Annotated in this window: 14 protein-coding genes and 2 pseudogenes; 5 read left to right on the top strand and 11 right to left on the bottom strand. The window is 71.2% G+C overall.

Annotated features, from left to right (window positions below; all coding sequences use genetic code 11):
- Positions 1-36: 36 nt before the first annotated feature.
- The 3 genes from AB5J50_RS14495 to lipB form a co-directional block, all read right to left on the bottom strand.
- Positions 37-234 carry a hypothetical protein gene (locus AB5J50_RS14495; RefSeq protein WP_327428153.1) on the bottom strand — a complete coding sequence of 66 codons (198 nt, stop codon included), beginning with the start codon at positions 232-234 and terminating at the stop codon, positions 37-39.
- A 292-nt stretch (positions 235-526) separates the two neighbouring features.
- Positions 527-1,492 (bottom strand): lipoyl synthase, encoded by a 966-nt coding sequence (gene lipA, locus AB5J50_RS14490; RefSeq protein ID WP_369258130.1) that lies wholly within the window; start codon positions 1,490-1,492, stop codon positions 527-529.
- A 357-nt stretch (positions 1,493-1,849) separates the two neighbouring features.
- Complete coding sequence (lipB, locus tag AB5J50_RS14485) at positions 1,850-2,647, bottom strand: lipoyl(octanoyl) transferase LipB (protein ID WP_327428151.1); 798 nt, start codon at positions 2,645-2,647, stop codon at positions 1,850-1,852.
- Positions 2,648-2,896: 249 nt separating this feature from the next.
- Here lipB and AB5J50_RS14480 point away from each other — a divergent pair, with 249 nt between their 5' ends.
- The gene (locus AB5J50_RS14480; RefSeq protein ID WP_369258128.1) at positions 2,897-4,336 is read left to right on the top strand and encodes a regulator; all 1,440 of its coding nucleotides are present in this window, start codon (positions 2,897-2,899) and stop codon (positions 4,334-4,336) included.
- Positions 4,337-4,361: 25 nt separating this feature from the next.
- Here AB5J50_RS14480 and AB5J50_RS14475 read toward each other — a convergent pair.
- The 3 genes and pseudogenes from AB5J50_RS14475 to AB5J50_RS14465 all read right to left on the bottom strand — a co-directional run.
- A pseudogene (locus AB5J50_RS14475) lies at positions 4,362-5,360 on the bottom strand (FAD-dependent oxidoreductase); the annotation flags it as partial.
- Positions 5,361-5,527: 167 nt separating this feature from the next.
- Positions 5,528-5,683: pseudogene (locus AB5J50_RS14470) on the bottom strand (FAD-dependent oxidoreductase); the annotation flags it as partial.
- A gap of 549 nt (positions 5,684-6,232) precedes the next feature.
- Positions 6,233-7,150, bottom strand: coding sequence for a TIGR01777 family oxidoreductase (locus tag AB5J50_RS14465; protein ID WP_369258126.1), 918 nt, complete (start codon positions 7,148-7,150; stop codon positions 6,233-6,235).
- A gap of 207 nt (positions 7,151-7,357) precedes the next feature.
- On the opposite strand from AB5J50_RS14465, the gene AB5J50_RS14460 reads away from it, so the two are divergent.
- Positions 7,358-7,846, top strand: a complete 489-nt coding sequence (locus AB5J50_RS14460) for an N-acetyltransferase family protein (protein WP_369258124.1) — start codon at positions 7,358-7,360, stop codon at positions 7,844-7,846.
- Positions 7,847-7,884: 38 nt separating this feature from the next.
- Here AB5J50_RS14460 and AB5J50_RS14455 read toward each other — a convergent pair whose 3' ends face one another.
- Entirely contained in the window at positions 7,885-8,550 is a 666-nt protein-coding gene (locus AB5J50_RS14455) for a TetR/AcrR family transcriptional regulator (protein WP_369258122.1), read from the bottom strand.
- A 201-nt stretch (positions 8,551-8,751) separates the two neighbouring features.
- Between AB5J50_RS14455 and AB5J50_RS14450 the strand changes: the two genes are divergently transcribed.
- The gene (locus tag AB5J50_RS14450) at positions 8,752-9,537 is read left to right on the top strand and encodes an SDR family NAD(P)-dependent oxidoreductase (protein ID WP_369258120.1); all 786 of its coding nucleotides are present in this window, start codon (positions 8,752-8,754) and stop codon (positions 9,535-9,537) included.
- Positions 9,538-9,558: 21 nt separating this feature from the next.
- On the opposite strand, the gene AB5J50_RS14445 is transcribed toward AB5J50_RS14450, so the two are convergent.
- Positions 9,559-10,743 carry a MarP family serine protease gene (locus AB5J50_RS14445; RefSeq protein ID WP_369258118.1) on the bottom strand — a complete coding sequence of 395 codons (1,185 nt, stop codon included), beginning with the start codon at positions 10,741-10,743 and terminating at the stop codon, positions 9,559-9,561.
- A 367-nt stretch (positions 10,744-11,110) separates the two neighbouring features.
- Between AB5J50_RS14445 and AB5J50_RS14440 the strand changes: the two genes are divergently transcribed.
- Positions 11,111-11,821: a peptidoglycan recognition protein gene (locus AB5J50_RS14440; protein ID WP_369265392.1), complete on the top strand. Its 711-nt coding sequence runs from the start codon at positions 11,111-11,113 to the stop codon at positions 11,819-11,821.
- Positions 11,822-12,013: 192 nt separating this feature from the next.
- Positions 12,014-12,229 (top strand): hypothetical protein, encoded by a 216-nt coding sequence (locus AB5J50_RS14435; protein WP_327428143.1) that lies wholly within the window; start codon positions 12,014-12,016, stop codon positions 12,227-12,229.
- Between the two features lie 3 nt (positions 12,230-12,232).
- Here the strand turns inward: AB5J50_RS14435 and AB5J50_RS14430 are convergent, their stop codons facing one another.
- From AB5J50_RS14430 to aceE, 3 genes are all read right to left on the bottom strand, one after another.
- Positions 12,233-12,751: a DUF4240 domain-containing protein gene (locus AB5J50_RS14430; RefSeq protein WP_369265391.1), complete on the bottom strand. Its 519-nt coding sequence runs from the start codon at positions 12,749-12,751 to the stop codon at positions 12,233-12,235.
- 167 nt (positions 12,752-12,918) lie between these two features.
- Complete coding sequence (locus AB5J50_RS14425) at positions 12,919-13,920, bottom strand: helix-turn-helix transcriptional regulator (RefSeq protein ID WP_369258116.1); 1,002 nt, start codon at positions 13,918-13,920, stop codon at positions 12,919-12,921.
- 150 nt (positions 13,921-14,070) lie between these two features.
- Positions 14,071-16,776 carry a pyruvate dehydrogenase (acetyl-transferring), homodimeric type gene (aceE, locus tag AB5J50_RS14420; protein WP_369258114.1) on the bottom strand — a complete coding sequence of 902 codons (2,706 nt, stop codon included), beginning with the start codon at positions 16,774-16,776 and terminating at the stop codon, positions 14,071-14,073.
- Between the last annotated feature and the right edge of the window lie 283 nt (positions 16,777-17,059).

Here is a 17,059-nt window from a genome sequence, read left to right as displayed (position 1 = left end):
GGGGCCGCGGTACCGGGGGACGCCGGGGGATCGCCGTTACGAACGCGTCGCGACGGCTTCCAGCACCTGCTGCGCCTCGACCCTGTCCTTGGCACGGCGGCGGTCCTCCAGGACGGAGGTCCAGGCGTTGCGGCGGGCGGTGCGCTGGCCGCTGCTCATCAGAAGCGACTCGACGGCACGGAGTGCATCGGTGAACGACGGGATGGCGGTGGCGCGTACGGGCGCGGCCTGCATGATGGAGGTCCCCCCTCGGGATCGGCGGCTCTGTCTAGGGGTGTACGTGGCGTAAGACCAGGGTCACTGATTGGTGTTACCAGGGCGTGACCGACCGGTCAAACACCAATGAAGCCTTGATGCGGCGGGTTCGTACGCTGACGCGGCCCTGATGGTGTCCCCATCTGCGGGGACGGTCCGAAAGGTGTCGAACGGGCCGTTGCGAAGGGGGAGTTGCTTGTGCGCGGATTCACACAGAAGCGGTGGCACTGAGTGCCACCGCTTCTGTGTTCGACTCAAGTCCTACGGCGTGTCAGACCGCCTGCGAGGCGATGTACGCGCCTCGCTTCTCGATGGCCATCTGGTACAGGCGGCCGGCGCGGTACGACGAGCGGACCAGCGGGCCCGACATGACGCCGGAGAAGCCGATCTCCTCGGCCTCCTCCTTCAGCTCCACGAACTCCTGCGGCTTGACCCAGCGCTCCACGGGGTGGTGACGCACGGAGGGGCGCAGGTACTGCGTGATCGTGATGAGCTCGCAGCCCGCTTCGTGCAGCTGCTGGAGCGCCTCGCTGACCTCCTCGCGGGTCTCGCCCATGCCGAGGATCAGGTTCGACTTCGTGACCAGACCGTAGTCTCGGGCCTCGGTGATGACCTTGAGCGAGCGCTCGTAGCGGAAGCCGGGGCGGATGCGCTTGAAGATCCGCGGGACCGTCTCGACGTTGTGCGCGAAGACCTCGGGGCGCGAGGAGAAGACCTCGGCGAGCTGGTCGGGTTCGGCGTTGAAGTCGGGGGCGAGCAGCTCGACCTTGGTGCGGCCGGCCTCGCGGGCCGCCGTCTGTGCGTGGATCTGGCGGACCGTCTCGGCGTACAGCCAGGCGCCGCCGTCCTCCAGGTCGTCGCGGGCGACGCCGGTGATGGTCGCGTAGTTCAGGTCCATCGTCACGACGGACTCGCCTACGCGGCGGGGCTCGTCACGGTCGAGGGCCTCGGGCTTGCCCGTGTCGATCTGGCAGAAGTCGCAGCGCCTCGTGCACTGGTCACCGCCGATCAGGAAGGTCGCCTCGCGGTCTTCCCAGCATTCGTAGATGTTGGGGCAGCCCGCCTCCTGGCAGACCGTGTGCAGGCCCTCGCTCTTCACGAGGCTCTGCATCTTCGTGTACTCGGGACCCATTTTCGCCCGGGTCTTGATCCACTCGGGCTTGCGCTCAATGGGGGTCTGGGCGTTCCGGACCTCCAGGCGCAGCATCTTGCGTCCGTCGGGTGCGACTGCGGACACATCGGCTCCCTGTAGCTTCGATTCTTCGGCGTACACCAGCGTACGCCCGTGCGGTTCTCACTCCCCGCGGTGGGGAACCTTCGGGAACGGGGGTCCATTCCCGGGGGAGTCTTTCGCCCCCGCCGCCCCTACCCGTCCCATCCCGTTCCTGGGGCTCCGCCCCAGACCCCGTGGGCCGGTTCTTTGGCTGCGGGTGGGTGGGGGCTGGTCGCGCAGTTCCCCGCGCCCCTAAAAGCAGGGGGTTGCGCCCCGGGTTTTTCAGGGGCGCGGGGAACTGCGCAATCTTTTGGGGGTCTGGGGGCGCAGCCCCCAGGAACGGATGGGACGGGTAGGGGCGGCGGGGGCGAGAACTGGCCGCTAGGCCGAGGTCCGTTCCACGACCCGGGGGAGTAGCTGGGCGTTCTCCAGAACGTCGCGGAGGTGTTGCTCCGCGACCGGGAGGACGTCGCCGATGGTCACGTCGCGGGTCAGCTCGTTCGCGAGGGAGGTGACGCCCGCGTCACGGATACCGCAGGGGATGATGCGGTCGAACCAGGCGTTGTCGGGGTTCACGTTGAGGGCGAAGCCGTGCATGGTGACGCCCTTGGCGACACGGATGCCGATCGCGGCGATCTTGCGGTCCTCGCGCCGCTGCCCGGCGTTGGAGGGGGCGTACTCCGGGCCGTTGAGGCGAGGGTCGAACTCCTCGTCCTGAAGGCGCGGATCGAAGTCGAGGGAGAGCCCCCCGAGCGAGGGACGCTGCTCGACCGGATCACCGAGCACCCAGACACCGCTGCGGCCCTCGACACGGCTGGTCTCCACGCCGAACTCCGCACACGTACGGATAAGTGCCTCTTCCAGGCGGCGTACATGTGCTACGACGTCCACCGGCCGGGGCAGTTTCTGGATCGGATAGCCCACCAGCTGGCCCGGACCGTGCCAGGTGATCTTGCCGCCGCGGTCCACGTCGATGACGGGCGTGCCGTCGAGGGGCCGTTCGTTGTCCGCCGTGCGCCGGCCCGCCGTGTAGACCGGCGGGTGCTCCAGGAGCAGACAGGTGTCGGGGACCTCGTCCAGGAAACGGGCGGCATGCACCCGGCGCTGCTCGTCCCACGCCTCCTGGTACTCGACGGCCTCGGCACCGAATCCCATGCGGACGAACCGCAACTCACTCACGGCAAGCGCCTCCCTAGAAGCCCTTCAGAAACCCTCGTAAGGCACGTAACGCGCCCACGCCACTGTACGTCCGGCCGATGCCCGTCAGCCCGACGGTCAATCCTCACACGATCGGATGAATGAACGCCGAAGAATGCGATGAGGTGCTTACGCTCCGCTACATTCGCGCCGTTCACGAGGCCATAAGGGCTGCTCACAGGCAATCCGGGCAAGTCGCAGAGACCCGGAAGGCAGGAGACCGCACCGCAGATGACGGAACGACCCGCGCAGCGCACCCCCAACCGACAGCTCGCCGCGCTCATCGCAGAAGCGGGGTTCTCCAACGCAGGTCTCGCCCGTCGCGTTGACCAGCTCGGCCTCGAACACGGACTCGATCTGAGATATGACAAGACATCGGTGACCCGGTGGCTGCGCGGGCAGCAGCCCCGGGGGACCACGCCCGCACTCATCGCCGAGGTGTTCACCCGCCGCCTCGGCCGCAGGCTCACCGCCCAGGACCTCGGGCTCGACGCGTGCGCCCCGGTGTACGCGGGGCTGGAGTTCGCCGCGACCCCCGCGGAGGCCGTCGACATCGTCGGCGGGCTGTGGCGCAAGGACTCCGGCAGCCACGCCGAGCTGCGCAAGATCGCCTTCACCCCGGCGGGACTCGTCGTCCCCAGCCGGGACTGGCTGATCGGGCGCGCCGACGACAAGGTCGGCCGCGGCGACCCGGGGCCCGCGCGCGTCCCCGCCCAGGGACGCCCCGCCGTGCCCCGGCAGCGCAGCCAGACCGAACGCGGCCCCGGCCAGAAGGTCACCGGCGGCGACATCGCCGCACTGCGCTCGGTGGGCGAGCTCTTCCGCGCCCTCGACCACGCGTACGGCGGCGGTCACGCCCGCCAGGCCCTGGTCCGCTATCTGGAGCACGAGGCCGAGCCGATGCTGCGCGGCGCGTACGGCGAGCAGACCGGGCGGCGACTGTTCGCCGCCGCCGCCGACCTCACCCGGCTCGCCGGCTGGACCTCGTACGACATCGCCGCGCACGGACTCGCGCAGCGGTACTTCGTCCAGGCGCTGCGGCTCTCCCAGGCGGCCGGGGACCGGGCGTACGGCTCCTACGTGCTGGTGACGATGAGCCGCCAGGCCGTCTACCTCGGCCATGGGCGGGAGGCCGTGCAGCTCGCGCGGGTCGCCCAGCAGGGCGTCGGATCGGCGGCGCCGTCCGTGGTGCAGGCGCTGCTGCACGCCGTCGAGGCGCGCGGGCACGGGGTGCTGGGCGAGGTACGCGCCTGCACGGCGTCCCTCGTCCGCGCCGAGCGTGCGCTGGAGGCGTCCCGGGCCGGCGACGAAATCCCGTACTGGGCACGGTTCTTCGACGAGGCACAGCTCGCCGACGAGTTCGGGCACTGCCACCGCGACCTTCAGCAGTTCCGGGCCGCGGCGCAGCACGCCGAGCGCTCGCTGCAACTGCGGGCGCCCGGCTATGCGCGCAGCCGGCTGTTCTGCCGCGTGGTGCTCGCCTCGGCACGGCTCGGGCTCGGCGAGCTCGACCAGGCCTGCCAGTTGGGGGCGGAAGCCGCCGGACAGGCCGCGGAGATGAGGTCGGTACGGGCCATCGAGTACGTACGGGACTTCGAGAAGCGGCTGGAACCGTACAAGGACGCGGCGCCCGTACGCGGCTACCGGGACAAGGTGGCGGCGCTGGGCTGAGAACGCGGCCCTGGAACCGGTCGGCTCAGGCGGCGGTCTCCAAGGGTTCGGCTAAGGGGGACGGTTGGGCGCCCAGGTCCGCGAGCAGGGCGTGGGCGGCCCGGCGGGCCGAGTGGAGCGCCCCCTGGACCGTGCTGGTGTCCCGGTGGTCGCCGCACACATACAGGCCCGCCAGCAGTCGTACAGGGCGGCGCAGATCGTGCGGCGGGGGCATCGCCGGGACCGCCTCGGGGTCGTGATGGACCGCGAGGAGTTCCCAGCGGGTGGTCGACGTCCCGTAGAGGCGGGCCAGTTGGGAGCGGACCGCCGCGTCCAGATGGGCCGCGGCCGGTGGTGAGCCCAGCACGGTCGAGGAGACGAGGGCGCGGCCCGCGGGGGCCCGCGTGGGGTCGACCTGGCTGATGACCGCGGTGTGCGCCACCGGACCGCTCCGGTCGGCGTCCAGGAGCAGGGCCGGGTCGGTGAGCGGGGGCTCGTCCGTGGTGTGGTGCAGGACCGTCACCGGGTGGAAGTCGGGGACGTGCAGCCCCGGCAGCAGCTCGGCGGCGGCGCGGGCCCCCGTCGCCAGCAGGATGGCGCGACAGGTGAGTTCGCCGTGGTCCCTGGTCGTCACGGTGGTCGTGGAGACCGCGGTGACCTGGACGCCCGTGTGGACCGTGCCCGGCGGGAGAGTGGCCGCGAGGAGCTCCGGGAGCGTGTCCGCGCCGCCCTCCGGCAGACACAGGCGGCCCGTCGCGAAGGAGTGCAGGGCGAGGTCCGCGCAGCGGCTGGACGTCCGCAGCGCCGGGTCGCAGAGGAGGGCCGCGAGAAGGGGGCGCAGAAAACCGTCGACGGTGCGGGCCGGGAGCCCCCGGGTGGTCAACGCCTCCGCGGCGGTCAGGTCCGGGCGGGCGAGGAGGCGGTCCGGCGGGGTGGCGGCGAGGCGGGCGAGCGCGGCGGCCAGACGGGACTGGTCGAGCGGGCCGCCGAGGGGGCCGGGGCGTGTGGTTGCGCGCTGGGGGCGGGCAGGGGGAGGCGGGGGGCGCTCGCGAGGGCGCGCGCGGTGGTGAGTGCGCCCCTTGCGCTCCGGGGCGCGGTGGGGGCGGCGGCGCGGTGGTGGTGGCCGTCGCTGTGGAGCAGGACGCCCGGGGAGAACGTGCGCAGGGTCAGGGCCTCCAGGCCCGGGGTGCGGCGCAGTTCGGGATACGAGGTGGACAGGAGCCGGCCCACTCGGTCCAGCCGGAAGCCGTCGACCTTCTCCGTGGACATGCGGCCGCCGACGGTCGGGGCGGCCTCCAGGACGGTGGTCGTCAGACCCGCCCTGGTCAGATGTCGGGCGGCCGCGAGGCCGGCTACGCCGGCTCCCACGATGACGACGTCCACGTCTTCCGCTATCGCCGTGATGGTCGCGGCTTGGCGTGCGGGCTCTAGCACGTGCCCCTCCTCGAGGTTGCGCGGCCGGTGGGGACGTCATGCCCCCAACAGGCGTCTGGGATACCCGAGTTCGGGTTGAGGGTGTGGGGTGTCGACGTCCGGGGGAAGTCGCGTGGTGGGCGTGCACGGGCGCATGGGGGTGCATATGCGGGTCCCAGGGCGTGGTTTTACCGCCCCCGCCGCCCCTACCCGTCCCATCCCCAGGGGCTCCGCCCCTTCGACCCCGGGGGTTGTGTGTCGTCTGCGGGTGGGTGGGGGCTGGTCCAAAAGATTGCGCAGTTCCCCGCGCCCCTGAAGGCGCGCCCTGGTTCGTCGTCTGCGGGCCGGTGGGGGCTGGTCGCGCCCCGCGGCGGAGCCGCAAATGTCACAGCCCCGCGCCCCTAAAAGGGGCGCGGGGAACTGCGCAATCTTTTGAGCGGGGGTCTGGGGGCGCAGCCCCCAGGGATGGGACGGGTAGGGGCGGCGGGGGCGAAAGAAGCCCCCTCAGGTCAAGGCTGCTCGTAGGGCTGACTCGATCGACGGGAAGGCGAAGGTGAAGCCTGATTCGAGGAGGCGGGTGGGGAGGACGCGTTGGCTGCCGAGGATGTCGCTGGACATTTCTCCGAGGGCGAGGCGGAGAAGGGGGGCCGGGGTGGTGAAGAGGGTCGGGCGGTGGAGGACGTGGCCCATGGCCTCGGTGATCTCGCGGTTGGTGAGGGGATCGGGGGCTGTCAGATTCACCGGGCCCGACAGGGACTCCGTTTCCATGAGGTGGCGGATCGCGGCCACTTCGTCGTGAAGGGAGATGAAACTCCAGTACTGGCGCCCGTCCCCCATCCGCCCACCGAGCCCCGCCTTGAAGAGCGGGAACAACTTCCCCCAGGCCCCACCCTTGCCGGCCACCACCAGACCGGTCCGGGGGAAGACCGTGCGGATGCCCGCTTCCTGGGCCGCACCCGCCGCCTCCTCCCACTCCACACACAGCGCCGGAAGGAAACCGTCCCCGGGCGGCGCCGACTCGTCCACCGCCCGCCCGCCCGTATCGCCGTAGAAGCCGATCGCACTCCCGTTGACGAAGACCCCCGGCGGCTCCTCCAACGACGCCACCGCCTCCGCGAGCGTCACCGTTCCCAGCACCCGGCTGTCCCGGATCTTCCGCTTGTACGCCTCCGTCCAGCGCCGCGAAGCGACCCCCGCCCCCGCGAGATTGACGACCGCCGCACAGCCGACGAGCCCCGCCGCGTCGATCCGCTGCGCGTCCGGATCCCACTGGACCTCGTTCTTCGCGCGGGGCGGACGACGCACCAGGCGGACCACCTCGTGTCCGTCCGAGGTCAGGGAGCGCGTCAGCGCCGAGCCGATCATGCCGGACGCACCGGCGATCGCGATGCGGGAACCGGGGGGAAGGGGCGAGTCGGTCATGGGTCCATCCTGCCCGGACCGCCGGGGATATTTCGCGACGGGTCCCCATACGGCCGTGGGGAAAAGTCGCGAGGGAAGTGGGGCAGTGGGGGAGTGGGGGAAGCACGGGGGACCGGCCCCCGGACCGGCGCGCGTCCGTACCGGCGCCGTACAGCCGCCCGGGAAATTCCCGGAGGGGTCCCATACCGCCGCCGTACAGTGATCCGCATGCCAGCTCCGTACATACGTACCGCCACCCTCGACGACGAGGACGCGCTCGGTCGGCTCGACCGCGACACCTGGTCCCCGCTGCACGCCGTCATGCCGCGTCCCGAACCGCCGTACGACCCCTTCTACGGCGACCGGTTCGGCCCCCGGGACCATCTCGTCGCCGAGATCGACGGCGCGGTGGTCGGCTACATCCGGTTGGGGTTTCCGACGCCGCTCGCCTCCAACTCCCATGTGCGCCAGATCCAGGGACTCGTCGTCGCCGACGAGGTGCGCGGCGCCGGGGTCGGGCGTGCGCTGCTGCGGGGTGTCCTGGAGGAGGCCCGTCGGCAGGGCGCCCGACGCATCACGCTGCGCGTCCTCGGGCACAACACCCCGGCACGCAAGCTGTACGAGTCCGAGGGGTTCGTGGTGGAGGGGATCATGCCCGAGGAGTTCCTGCTCGACGGCGAGTACGTGGATGACGTACTGATGGGGCGTTCTCTCTGACCGGCCCCACCGCCCCGCGCCCCGCCGGAGCGCTCCGGTCAGGCCTCGCCCTCGGCGAGCAACGGGCGTATTCCGCCCATGAGTTGACGCAGGCAGCGGACCGCCAGCTCGGCGGGTGAGCCCGGGCCCCCGGCCGTCGCGTCCGTCTCCGCCCAGGTCTCCAGGGCGACCCGGATCGCGGCGGTGGCCGCCGCGGCGGCGAGGCGCGCCTCCAGGGGGTCCGCGTCGGGGCCTGCCAGCCGGGCCACCACCGGGATCAGCTGTTCCTCCGACTCCTGGTTCACGCGGTACCAGACGGCGCGCAGTGCCGGATCGTCCACGGCCGCCCGCAGCAGCGCCCGGGTCTGCTGAAAGCCTTCCGCCGCGTGCTCGTCCGAAGCGGACAACGACTCCTCGATCGCCTTCTCCAGAGCCTCGGGCAACGCCGTGCCCGGCTCCGTCGCCGCGAGCAGGGCGCGCCAGCGGTCGCCGCCGGCCGCGAGCAGGGGGCCCACGGCGTCCTGCTTGTTCCTGAAGTAGCGGTAGAAGGTGCGCAGCGCGACCCCGGCGCGGCGGGCGATGTCCTCCGCCGTGGTGCCGTCCGGGCCGTACTCCGTGAACAGCTCCGAGGCCGCGCGCGCGATGTCGAGCTGGGTCGCCGCCTTGCGCCGCTCGGTCAGGGAGAGGGCGGGGGTCTCGGGCGCGGGGGACGGCTGGCTGCTCACGGGAGAAAGCGTACGCCCGCCCAGGGGAGAGGGGCATGTTTCGACACTGTGGCAAAACGTGCCATGCGGGCGTACCGTGTCTGGAGCATCCAGTATGTCGACGTCGAGAGACCGGTCAGGAGCCCCCTGCTCGGAGAGATAGAGACCGGTCAGTAGCCCCCCGCTCGGAGAGACGTCGAGCGACCCACAAGGAGACACACCATGAATCGCTACGAAGGCCGCCGCGCGCTCGTCACCGGCGGCGGCTCCGGCATCGGCCAGGCCACCGTGCTGCGGATACTGGCGGAGGGCGGCCAGGTCGTCGCCGCCGACGTCAGCGAGGCCGGGCTCACGGACACCGTCGCCAAGGCGGGCGCCGACGCCGGGCGGCTGACCACCGTCGTCGTGAACATCGCGGACGAGGCGTCCGTACGGGACGGGATCGCCCAGGCCGTAGGCGCCCTCGGCGGCCTCGACGTACTCGTCAACGCGGCCGGCATCCTGCGCTCAGGGCACACGCACGAGACGACGCTCGCCGACTTCAACACGGTCATCGCCGTCAACCTGACCGGCACCTTCCTGATGATCCGCGAGGCGATACCGCACCTGCTGGACGGTCAGAGCCCCGCCGTCGTGAACTTCAGCTCCACCTCGGCGATGTTCGCCCACCCGTACATGGCGGCGTACGCGGCCTCCAAGGGCGGCATCCAGTCCATGACGCACGCCCTCGCGAGCGAGTACGGCAAGCAGGGCATCCGCTTCACCGCCGTACAGCCCGGTTCCATCTCGTCCGGCATGACCGACGGCTCAGGTGTCAGCGGGCAGAGCGTCGGCCCCGGTCTGCCCGAGGACACCGACTGGAGCCTGTTCGCCAAGCTCTCCCCGGCGCTCGGCCAGGGCTTCGCCGGACCGGAGACCGTGGCCGGCGTGGTCGCGATGCTCGCCTCCGAGGACGGCCGGTTCATCACGGGCACCGAGGTCCGCATCGACGGCGGCACCCACTTCTGAGCCGGCGTCAGTCCGTGACCGTCAGTCCGTGACGAGGTCGCCCGTGTCGACCGGCGCGGTGGCGTTCGCGGCCTTCCGGGCGTCGCCCGCGACCTCGTTCGCCGTCAGGACGTAACCCGTCTCGTTGTCCGAGGTCGAGCGGGCGAAGACCACGCCGTACACCTTGCCGTCGGTGGTGAGGAGCGGGCCGCCCGAGTTGCCGGGGCGGACGGTGGAGCGGATCGAGTAGATCTCGCGGGTGACGGTGTCCGTGTTGTAGATGTTCTGGCCCGTCGCGTTGATGCGGTTCGCGACGGTGGCCGCCTGGAGGTCGAGGCCGCCGTCCTGCGGATAGCCCGCCACGACCGCCGAGTCACCGCGCGCGGCGCTGTCGTCGAAGCCGAGGACGGGCGCCCGCAGGCCCGGCACGTACAGCACCGCGACATCCTTCTGCGAGTCGAAGAGCACCACCCGCGCCTCGTACGGGCGTCCGACCCCGCCCACCCGTACGGTCGGCCGGTCGATGCCCGCCACCACGTGGGCGTTGGTCATCACATGCTCGGACGTGTAAGCGAAGCCGCTGCCCTCCCGCCCCTGGTTGCCCGCGACGCCCTCGACCTTCACGGTGCTCAGCTTGGCGGCGTTCGTCGCGGACGCCGTGACGCTGTCCCCCGAGGGCTTCGCGACGCTCGTCGCCGGCTCGTTCTCGAACGGGTTGAAGACTTGAGGGAAGCCCGCCTCCGTGAGCGCCGAGGTCGCCCGCGAGAACCAGGTGGGCGTGGTCTCCGGCATCGCGTTCTGGACCGCGCCCAGCAGCGCCGAGTTGCGGATCGACTGCGTCACCACGGTCGACGAGGACGCGCCCAGGACGCTCGCGGCCACCCAGGCCACCAGCAGCACGGCCAGCGTGTTCGCCGCGGCCCCGCCGATTCCGTCGGCCACCCGCAGCGGACCCCGGTCCAGCTCGCGGCGCAGCTTCAGCGCCAGCCGCCCCATCAGTTCGTGGCCCACCACGGCGGGCACGAGCACCGTCAGTACGGCCGTCACCGTCGCCCCCGGCGTCCCCGCCGTGACCAGGTCCATCATCCAGGGCAGCACCCATACGCCTATGACGGCGCCGCCCACGAAACCGGCCAGCGAGACACAGCCGGCGACCAGGCCGCGGCGGTAGCCGGACGCCGCGTAGACCAGGATCACCAGCATCAGCAGGAGGTCGAGCACGTCCACGGAGCCGCCTTTCTCTCGGGCCCCTTAGTACGCGTGGGGCGGGCCCAGTGATCAAGCACGCACGCGTGGCCGGTCGGGGGCCGACCGGAGAGCTCCACACGTGCGTGGAACTGTAAAAACGTCCCGGACCGGGACGATGGTTCCACCAGGTGGCACAGCACACATCGCGGATGAGGCGGATCGGGGCCAGGGTGAGTCCATGCGTGTCTTCCGGAAGACGCGGGGGGCACGACCGGGCGGTGCGGGGCGAGTGCCTCGTGCCGTGCGGCGACTGTGGAGTTCGCGGCGGGCGAGGTTCCCGTGGCGCGTGCGGCTGCCGCGGGCGGTCTGGGTGGCGCTCGGGTGCGTGCCCGGGCTCGTCGCCGTGATGGCGCTGGTGATGTGCGCGTCCGGGGTGGACCGTACGGGGGCCCACCCCGACCGGCCGCCGGTCGCCGCCCGCCCTGCCGTGGCCGCGCACACGGCGGCCCGGCCGGCCATCGTGCCGCGGTCGCGCTGGCTGGACGCGGCGACCGCACGTGCGCACCCCCAGCCGGCACCCCGGTACGACGACCGGGTCGTCGCGGTCTTCGTGCACCACACCGACTCGCCGAACGGGTACGCCTGCGCCGACGCGCCCCGCATCATCCGCTACCTCTACGCCGGCCAGACCGGCGCCCGGAACTGGGACGACATCGGCTACAACTTCCTCGTCGACCGCTGCGGGAACATTTACGAGGGGCGTGCGGGCGGGGTGGACCGGCCCGTCACCGGGGCGCACGCGCAGGGGTTCAACCATCGGACCGCAGGGGTCGCGGCCATCGGTACGTTCACGGCGGGTACGGAGGTGCCGCGGGCGATGACCGAGGCGATCGCGGCGCTGGCCGCGTGGAAGCTGGGGCTGTCCGGGGTTGATCCGCGGGCCGCGGTGCGGTTGGTGTCCAGCAACAGTCTCAGTCGGTTCCATGCGGGAACCACTGCCATGCTGCCGACCGTGGCGGGGCACAACGACGGGTTCATGACCAGTTGCCCCGGTGCCGCGTTGACGGCCCGCCTTCCGGAGATCCGTGAGCTGGCTGCCCGGTTGCAAGGGCGTTGATCGCCCCCGCCGCCCCTACCCGTCCCATCCGTTCCTGGGGGCTGCGCCCCCGGACCCCCGCTAAAAGATTGCGCAGTTCCCCGCGCCCCTGATGGCCGGGGCCGGCTCACAGGGTTCCCCTAGATGGCTCACTGATCACCCCGAGGCAGGCGCCATACCGTCGTGGACACGCACTGACTGGAGGTGGGGATCATGATGAGCAGTCGTACCCAGAACACGAACAAGTCCGCGCGCGGCCCCTGGGCGGTGGTCTGCGCGGTCGCGACGGTCGTGCTCGGTCCGGCCGCGGTCACCGCGTCCGCGCTCGACCAGGCCAACGCGGCGCCGATGCACCACGCGGTGAAGGCCGACCAGGCGCAGGCGTACATCCCGTCGGACACGGGCCGCCGCAGGACGCTGGCGGCCTGAGGCTCAGCCCCTGAACCGCTCCCAGAGCTTGGGATAGCGCTCCGCGAGCACGCCCTCGTTCTCGAAGTCGAGAGGCGTGCCCTCGGGCTCCGCGGCGGCGGGCGGGATGCCCAGGTCGGGGGCGACGACGCCGGTGAGCTGTTCGTACGCCTCGTCCGCCGAGTAGCCCAGCTCCTCGCCGTCGCCGTCGATCTCCTCGTCGAAGTCCTCCAGGAGATCGGAGAGCGAGTCGGGGTCGTGCATCGCGCCCTCGAAGACGTCCCGGCCCTGGCCGATCAGCCAGCACCGGAAGAAGTCGAAGGCGTCGTCGCTGGCGCCGTCGAGCAGCACCCAGGCCGCGCCCCACAGATCCCAGCGATACGCGCGGTTGTAGCGGGCCTCGAAGTGCCGGGCGAAGTCGAGGACCATGTCCGGGTCCAACTGGACGAGTCGCTCGACGAGCAGGTCGGCCTGTTCCTCGGGGTCGCCCTCGGCGGCCTCGCGGGTCGTGTCCACCAGCTCCCAGAACTCCGTCTCGTCCATCACGGGTCCAGCATCGGGCCTGGACGGGAGGGACGCACGTGGAGTGGCGCAGATTGTTATGCGTGCACATGCCGAAGGTAAAACCACCGCGTTCGTGCGCATTTCATTCTTATGCGTTCCGGTGGTCCCTCGTGCGTATTCCACGCGTGCGCATTTCCACGGTGCCCTCACTCATAGAGCGCCGCCAGCCGAGCCGCGTCCACCGCGAAACGGTCACGCAGCGCCGCCGGGGACAGCACTTCCACCTCCGGCCCGAGCCCCGTCAGCTGCGCATGGGCGACCTCCTCGGACTCGACGGCGAGGGTGACGGTCACCCAGCCCCTGCCGTCCGGCGCGCCGCAGGCGGACAGCGCCTGTTTGGCCGACGCGGGATCAACGGCGTACGACAGTTTCCCCACGCCCTCCGGAGACAGCCGTACGACAACCTCCGCCCGCAGGATGGAGCGCGCGAACTCCTCGGCCCGTTCCTCCCAGAACCCGGGCAGATCGAACGTCTCGTCCCGGCCGAAGCGCTCCTCGCCCGGCGCGACGGCCGTGAACCGGTCGATCCGGTACACCCGGTACCCCCGGAAGGGCCCGGGCGGGGACTCCGGATCCGTGGCCTCGGCGACGCGCGCACACAGGTACCAGACCCCCGCCTTCAGCACGAGCCCGTACGGTTCGAGCACCCGCTCGACCTCGGCCTCCCCGCGGCGGTAGCGCGCCGTGATCCGCCGGTCGTCCCAGACCGCGTCCGCGACCGAGGGCAGCAGCTCGGGCGTCTCGGGTTCGCTGAACCAGGCGGGCGCGTCGAGATGGAACCGCTGTGCCGCCGTACGGGAAGCGTCCCGCAGGGAGGGGAGGAGGGCCGCGGACACCTTCAGTCGGGCCGCCGAGGCCGTGTCCTCCAGGCCCATCTCGCGCAGCGCCCCCGGCACCCCGCTCAGGAACAGCGCCTCCGCCTCGCCGCGGGCCAGTCCCGTCAGCCGCGTCCGGTATCCGCCGACCAGCCGATAACCTCCGGCCCGCCCCCGGTCCGCGTACACCGGAACCCCCGCCTCCGACAGCGCCTGCGCGTCCCGCGTGATGGTCCGCTCGGACACCTCCAGCTCCCGCGCCAGCTCGGCGGCGGTCATCGACGGCCTCGACTGGAGCAGCAGCACCATCTTGATCAGGCGGGCAGCACGCATACGTTCATGATGCGGGACACCACTGACAGCGCGGAGAACCGCGGCAGACGCCGAAGGGGCACGGCAGTTGCCGTACCCCTTCGCCGAACTGAACTGAACTGAACCGGACCTAACTGAACCGGACCGGACCTCAGGTCTTACAAGCAGGCCTTACAGGCCGTAGCGCTCCCGCGCTTCCTTCACCGCCGACGCCTTGACCTCACCGCGGCGGGCGAGCTGCGCCAGCGCCGCGACGACGATCGACTGGGCGTCCACGCCGAAGTGGCGGCGGGCCGCCTCACGGGTGTCGGAGAGACCGAAGCCGTCCGCGCCCAGCGAGGAGTAGTCCTGCTCGACCCACTGCGCGATCTGGTCCGGGACCTGGCGCATGTAGTCGGAGACCGCGAGGACCGGGCCCTCGGCGCCCTGCAGCGCCTGACGGACGAACGGCACCCGCTCCTCGCCGCGCAGCAGGGCCGCGTCGGCCTCCAGCGCGTCGCGGCGCAGCTCGGTCCAGGACGTCGCGGACCATACGTCCGCCGCGACACCCCACTCCTCGGCGAGCAGCTTCTGCGCCTCAAGAGTCCAGTGGATCGCCGTGCCGGAGCCCAGCAGCTGGATGCGCGGGGCGTTGGCGGCCGCCACGTTCACGCCCGCCGACTCGGCGGTGTTGAAGCGGTACAGGCCCTTGACGATGCCCTCGTCGATACCGAGGCCGGCCGGCTTGGCGGGCTGCGGCATCGGCTCGTTGTAGACCGTCAGGTAGTAGAAGACGTTCGGGTCCTCGCCCGGGGCGGCCTCGCCGTACATACGGCGCAGACCGTCCTTGACGATCGCCCCGATCTCGTACGCGAACGCCGGGTCGTAGGACAGCGCGGCCGGGTTGGTCGCCGCGATGACGGGGGAGTGGCCGTCGGCGTGCTGGAGGCCCTCGCCCGTCAGCGTCGTACGGCCGGCCGTGGCGCCGACGAGGAAGCCGCGGCCGAGCTGGTCGCCGAGCTGCCACATCTGGTCGGCCGTGCGCTGCCAGCCGAACATCGAGTAGAAGATGTAGAAGGGGATCATCGCTTCGCCGTGCGTGGAGTACGCGGTGGACGCGGCGATGAAGTCCGCCATGGAACCGGCCTCGGTGATCCCCTCGTTGAGGATCTGGCCGTCCTTGGCCTCCTTGTAGTACATCAGCTGGTCGCGGTCGACCGGCTCGTACGTCTGGCCCTTGGGCGAGTAGATGCCGAGGGACGGGAAGAGGCTCTCCATGCCGAAGGTGCGCGCCTCGTCGGGGACGATCGGCACCCAGCGCTTACCGGTCTGCTTGTCGCGGACCAGGTCCTTGACCAGGCGGACGAAGGCCATCGTCGTCGCCACGTTCTGCGTGCCGGAGCCCTTGTCGAAGGACGCGAACGTCTTGTCGGCGGGGGCGGGCAGCGGGGCGAGGGCGTGCGTACGGCGGGCCGGGGCCGGGCCGCCGAGGGCCGCGCGGCGCTCCTGGAGGTAACGGACCTCGGGGGCGTCGGCGCCCGGGTGGCCGTAGGGGACCTGGCCGTCGACGAACTGGCTGTCGGAGATGGGGAGTTCGAGCAGGTCACGCATCTGCTTGAACTCGTCCACCGACAGCTTCTTCATCTGGTGGTTGGCGTTCTTGGACGCGAAGCCCTCGCCGAGCGTGAAGCCCTTGACCGTCTGGGCCAGGATCACCGTCGGAGCGCCCTTGTGGGCCAGGGCGGCGCGGTAGGCGGCGTACACCTTGCGCGACTCGTGGCCACCACGGGAGAGGTGGAAGCACTCAAGGATCTTGTCGTCGCTCAGCAGCTTCGCCATCTCGACGAGCGCCGGGTCGGCGCCGAAGAAGTCCTGGCGGATGTAGGCGGCGTCCCGGGTCTGGTACGTCTGCACCTGCGCGTCGGGTACCTGGCGCAGGCGGCGTACGAGCGCGCCCGTGGTGTCGAGCTGGAACAGCTCGTCCCAGGCCGAGCCCCACAGCGACTTCACGACGTTCCAGCCGGCGCCGCGGAACTGGGCCTCCAGCTCCTGCACGATCTTGAAGTTCGCGCGGACCGGGCCGTCGAGGCGCTGCAGGTTGCAGTTGATGACGAAGGTCAGGTTGTCCAGACCCTCGCGGGAGGCGAGTGCGAGTGCCGCGGTCGACTCGGGCTCGTCCATCTCGCCGTCACCGAGGAACGCCCAGACGTGGGACTGCGAGACGTCCTTGATGCCGCGGTTGGTGAGGTAGCGGTTGAAGCGCGCCTGGTAGATGGCGGAGAGCGGGCCGAGGCCCATCGACACCGTCGGGAACTCCCACAGCCAGGGGAGGCGGCGCGGGTGCGGGTACGACGGCAGACCGTTGCCGCCGGACTCCTGGCGGAAGCGGTCGAGGTGCTGCTCGCTCAGCCGGCCGTCGAGGAAGGCGCGGGCGTAGATGCCGGGGGAGGCGTGGCCCTGGATGTAGAGCTGGTCGCCGGACCCGTCGGCCTCCTTGCCCTTGAAGAAGTGGTTGAAGCCGGTCTCGTAGAGCCAGGCAGCGGAGGCGAAGGTGGCGATGTGGCCGCCCACGCCGTATTTGCTGCCCCGGCTCACCATCGCGGCCGCGTTCCAGCGGTTCCACGCGGTGATCCGGCGCTCCATCTCCTCGTCGCCGTCCACGGTGGGCTCGGCGGCGGTGGGGATGGTGTTGACGTAGTCGGTCTCAAGCAGCTTGGGCAGCGCGAGACCGTTGCCCTCGGCGCGCTCCAGTGTGCGGCGCATCAGGTACGCGGCACGGTGCGGCCCGGCCGCCTGGGTGACGGCGTCCAGGGAGGCCTGCCATTCGGCGGTCTCCTCGGGGTCGCGGTCCGGGAGCTGGTCGAGCTCGCTCGGCTGGATTGCGGTGGGGTCGGTCATTGCGCCGCCTTCCGGATGCGGAGGGGGGTTCCCTCATCGGTAAGGGGTTTTCGGGGTGCCCTTTGTCTTTGGCAGGACAGGGCGATGAGCTCTGGTGGGAGCCCGTCGGTGACTGTAACCCCCTGATCGATGATCGATCAAAGCCTTCAGGCCGAAAACCTCTTCGTATCGCGAAAGTCGGCACGGGGTGCCTTCACGGCAGGCACCGGGTGCCTTGGATTCCCAGGGATTCTCCAGGGGTTTTCCCAGGTGAGCGCGGGCGTGCTCGGCTGTGTCGAGGCTG

It is taken from the genome of Streptomyces sp. R35 (assembly GCF_041053035.1).
In the GTDB taxonomy this organism is placed as follows: Bacteria; Actinomycetota; Actinomycetes; order Streptomycetales; family Streptomycetaceae; genus Streptomyces; species Streptomyces lutosisoli.
Note: the sequence above shows the minus strand (reverse complement) of the source record. Positions and strands in the feature narration are given on the sequence as shown.

Bases quoted from the DNA above. Each gene is read 5' to 3' on its own strand.
- AB5J50_RS14430 (WP_369265391.1), bottom strand. From the start codon at position 12,751: ATGGACGAGACGGAGTTCTGGGAGCTGGTGGACACGACCCGCGAGGCC.
- AB5J50_RS14435 (WP_327428143.1), top strand. From the start codon at position 12,014: ATGATGAGCAGTCGTACCCAGAACACGAACAAGTCCGCGCGCGGCCCC.
- AB5J50_RS14465 (WP_369258126.1), bottom strand. From the start codon at position 7,150: ATGACCGACTCGCCCCTTCCCCCCGGTTCCCGCATCGCGATCGCCGGT.
- AB5J50_RS14495 (WP_327428153.1), bottom strand. From the start codon at position 234: ATGCAGGCCGCGCCCGTACGCGCCACCGCCATCCCGTCGTTCACCGAT.
- aceE (WP_369258114.1), bottom strand. From the start codon at position 16,776: ATGACCGACCCCACCGCAATCCAGCCGAGCGAGCTCGACCAGCTCCCG.
- AB5J50_RS14440 (WP_369265392.1), top strand. From the start codon at position 11,111: ATGGCGCTGGTGATGTGCGCGTCCGGGGTGGACCGTACGGGGGCCCAC.
- AB5J50_RS14460 (WP_369258124.1), top strand. From the start codon at position 7,358: ATGCCAGCTCCGTACATACGTACCGCCACCCTCGACGACGAGGACGCG.
- AB5J50_RS14425 (WP_369258116.1), bottom strand. From the start codon at position 13,920: ATGCGTGCTGCCCGCCTGATCAAGATGGTGCTGCTGCTCCAGTCGAGG.
- AB5J50_RS14480 (WP_369258128.1), top strand. From the start codon at position 2,897: ATGACGGAACGACCCGCGCAGCGCACCCCCAACCGACAGCTCGCCGCG.
- AB5J50_RS14450 (WP_369258120.1), top strand. From the start codon at position 8,752: ATGAATCGCTACGAAGGCCGCCGCGCGCTCGTCACCGGCGGCGGCTCC.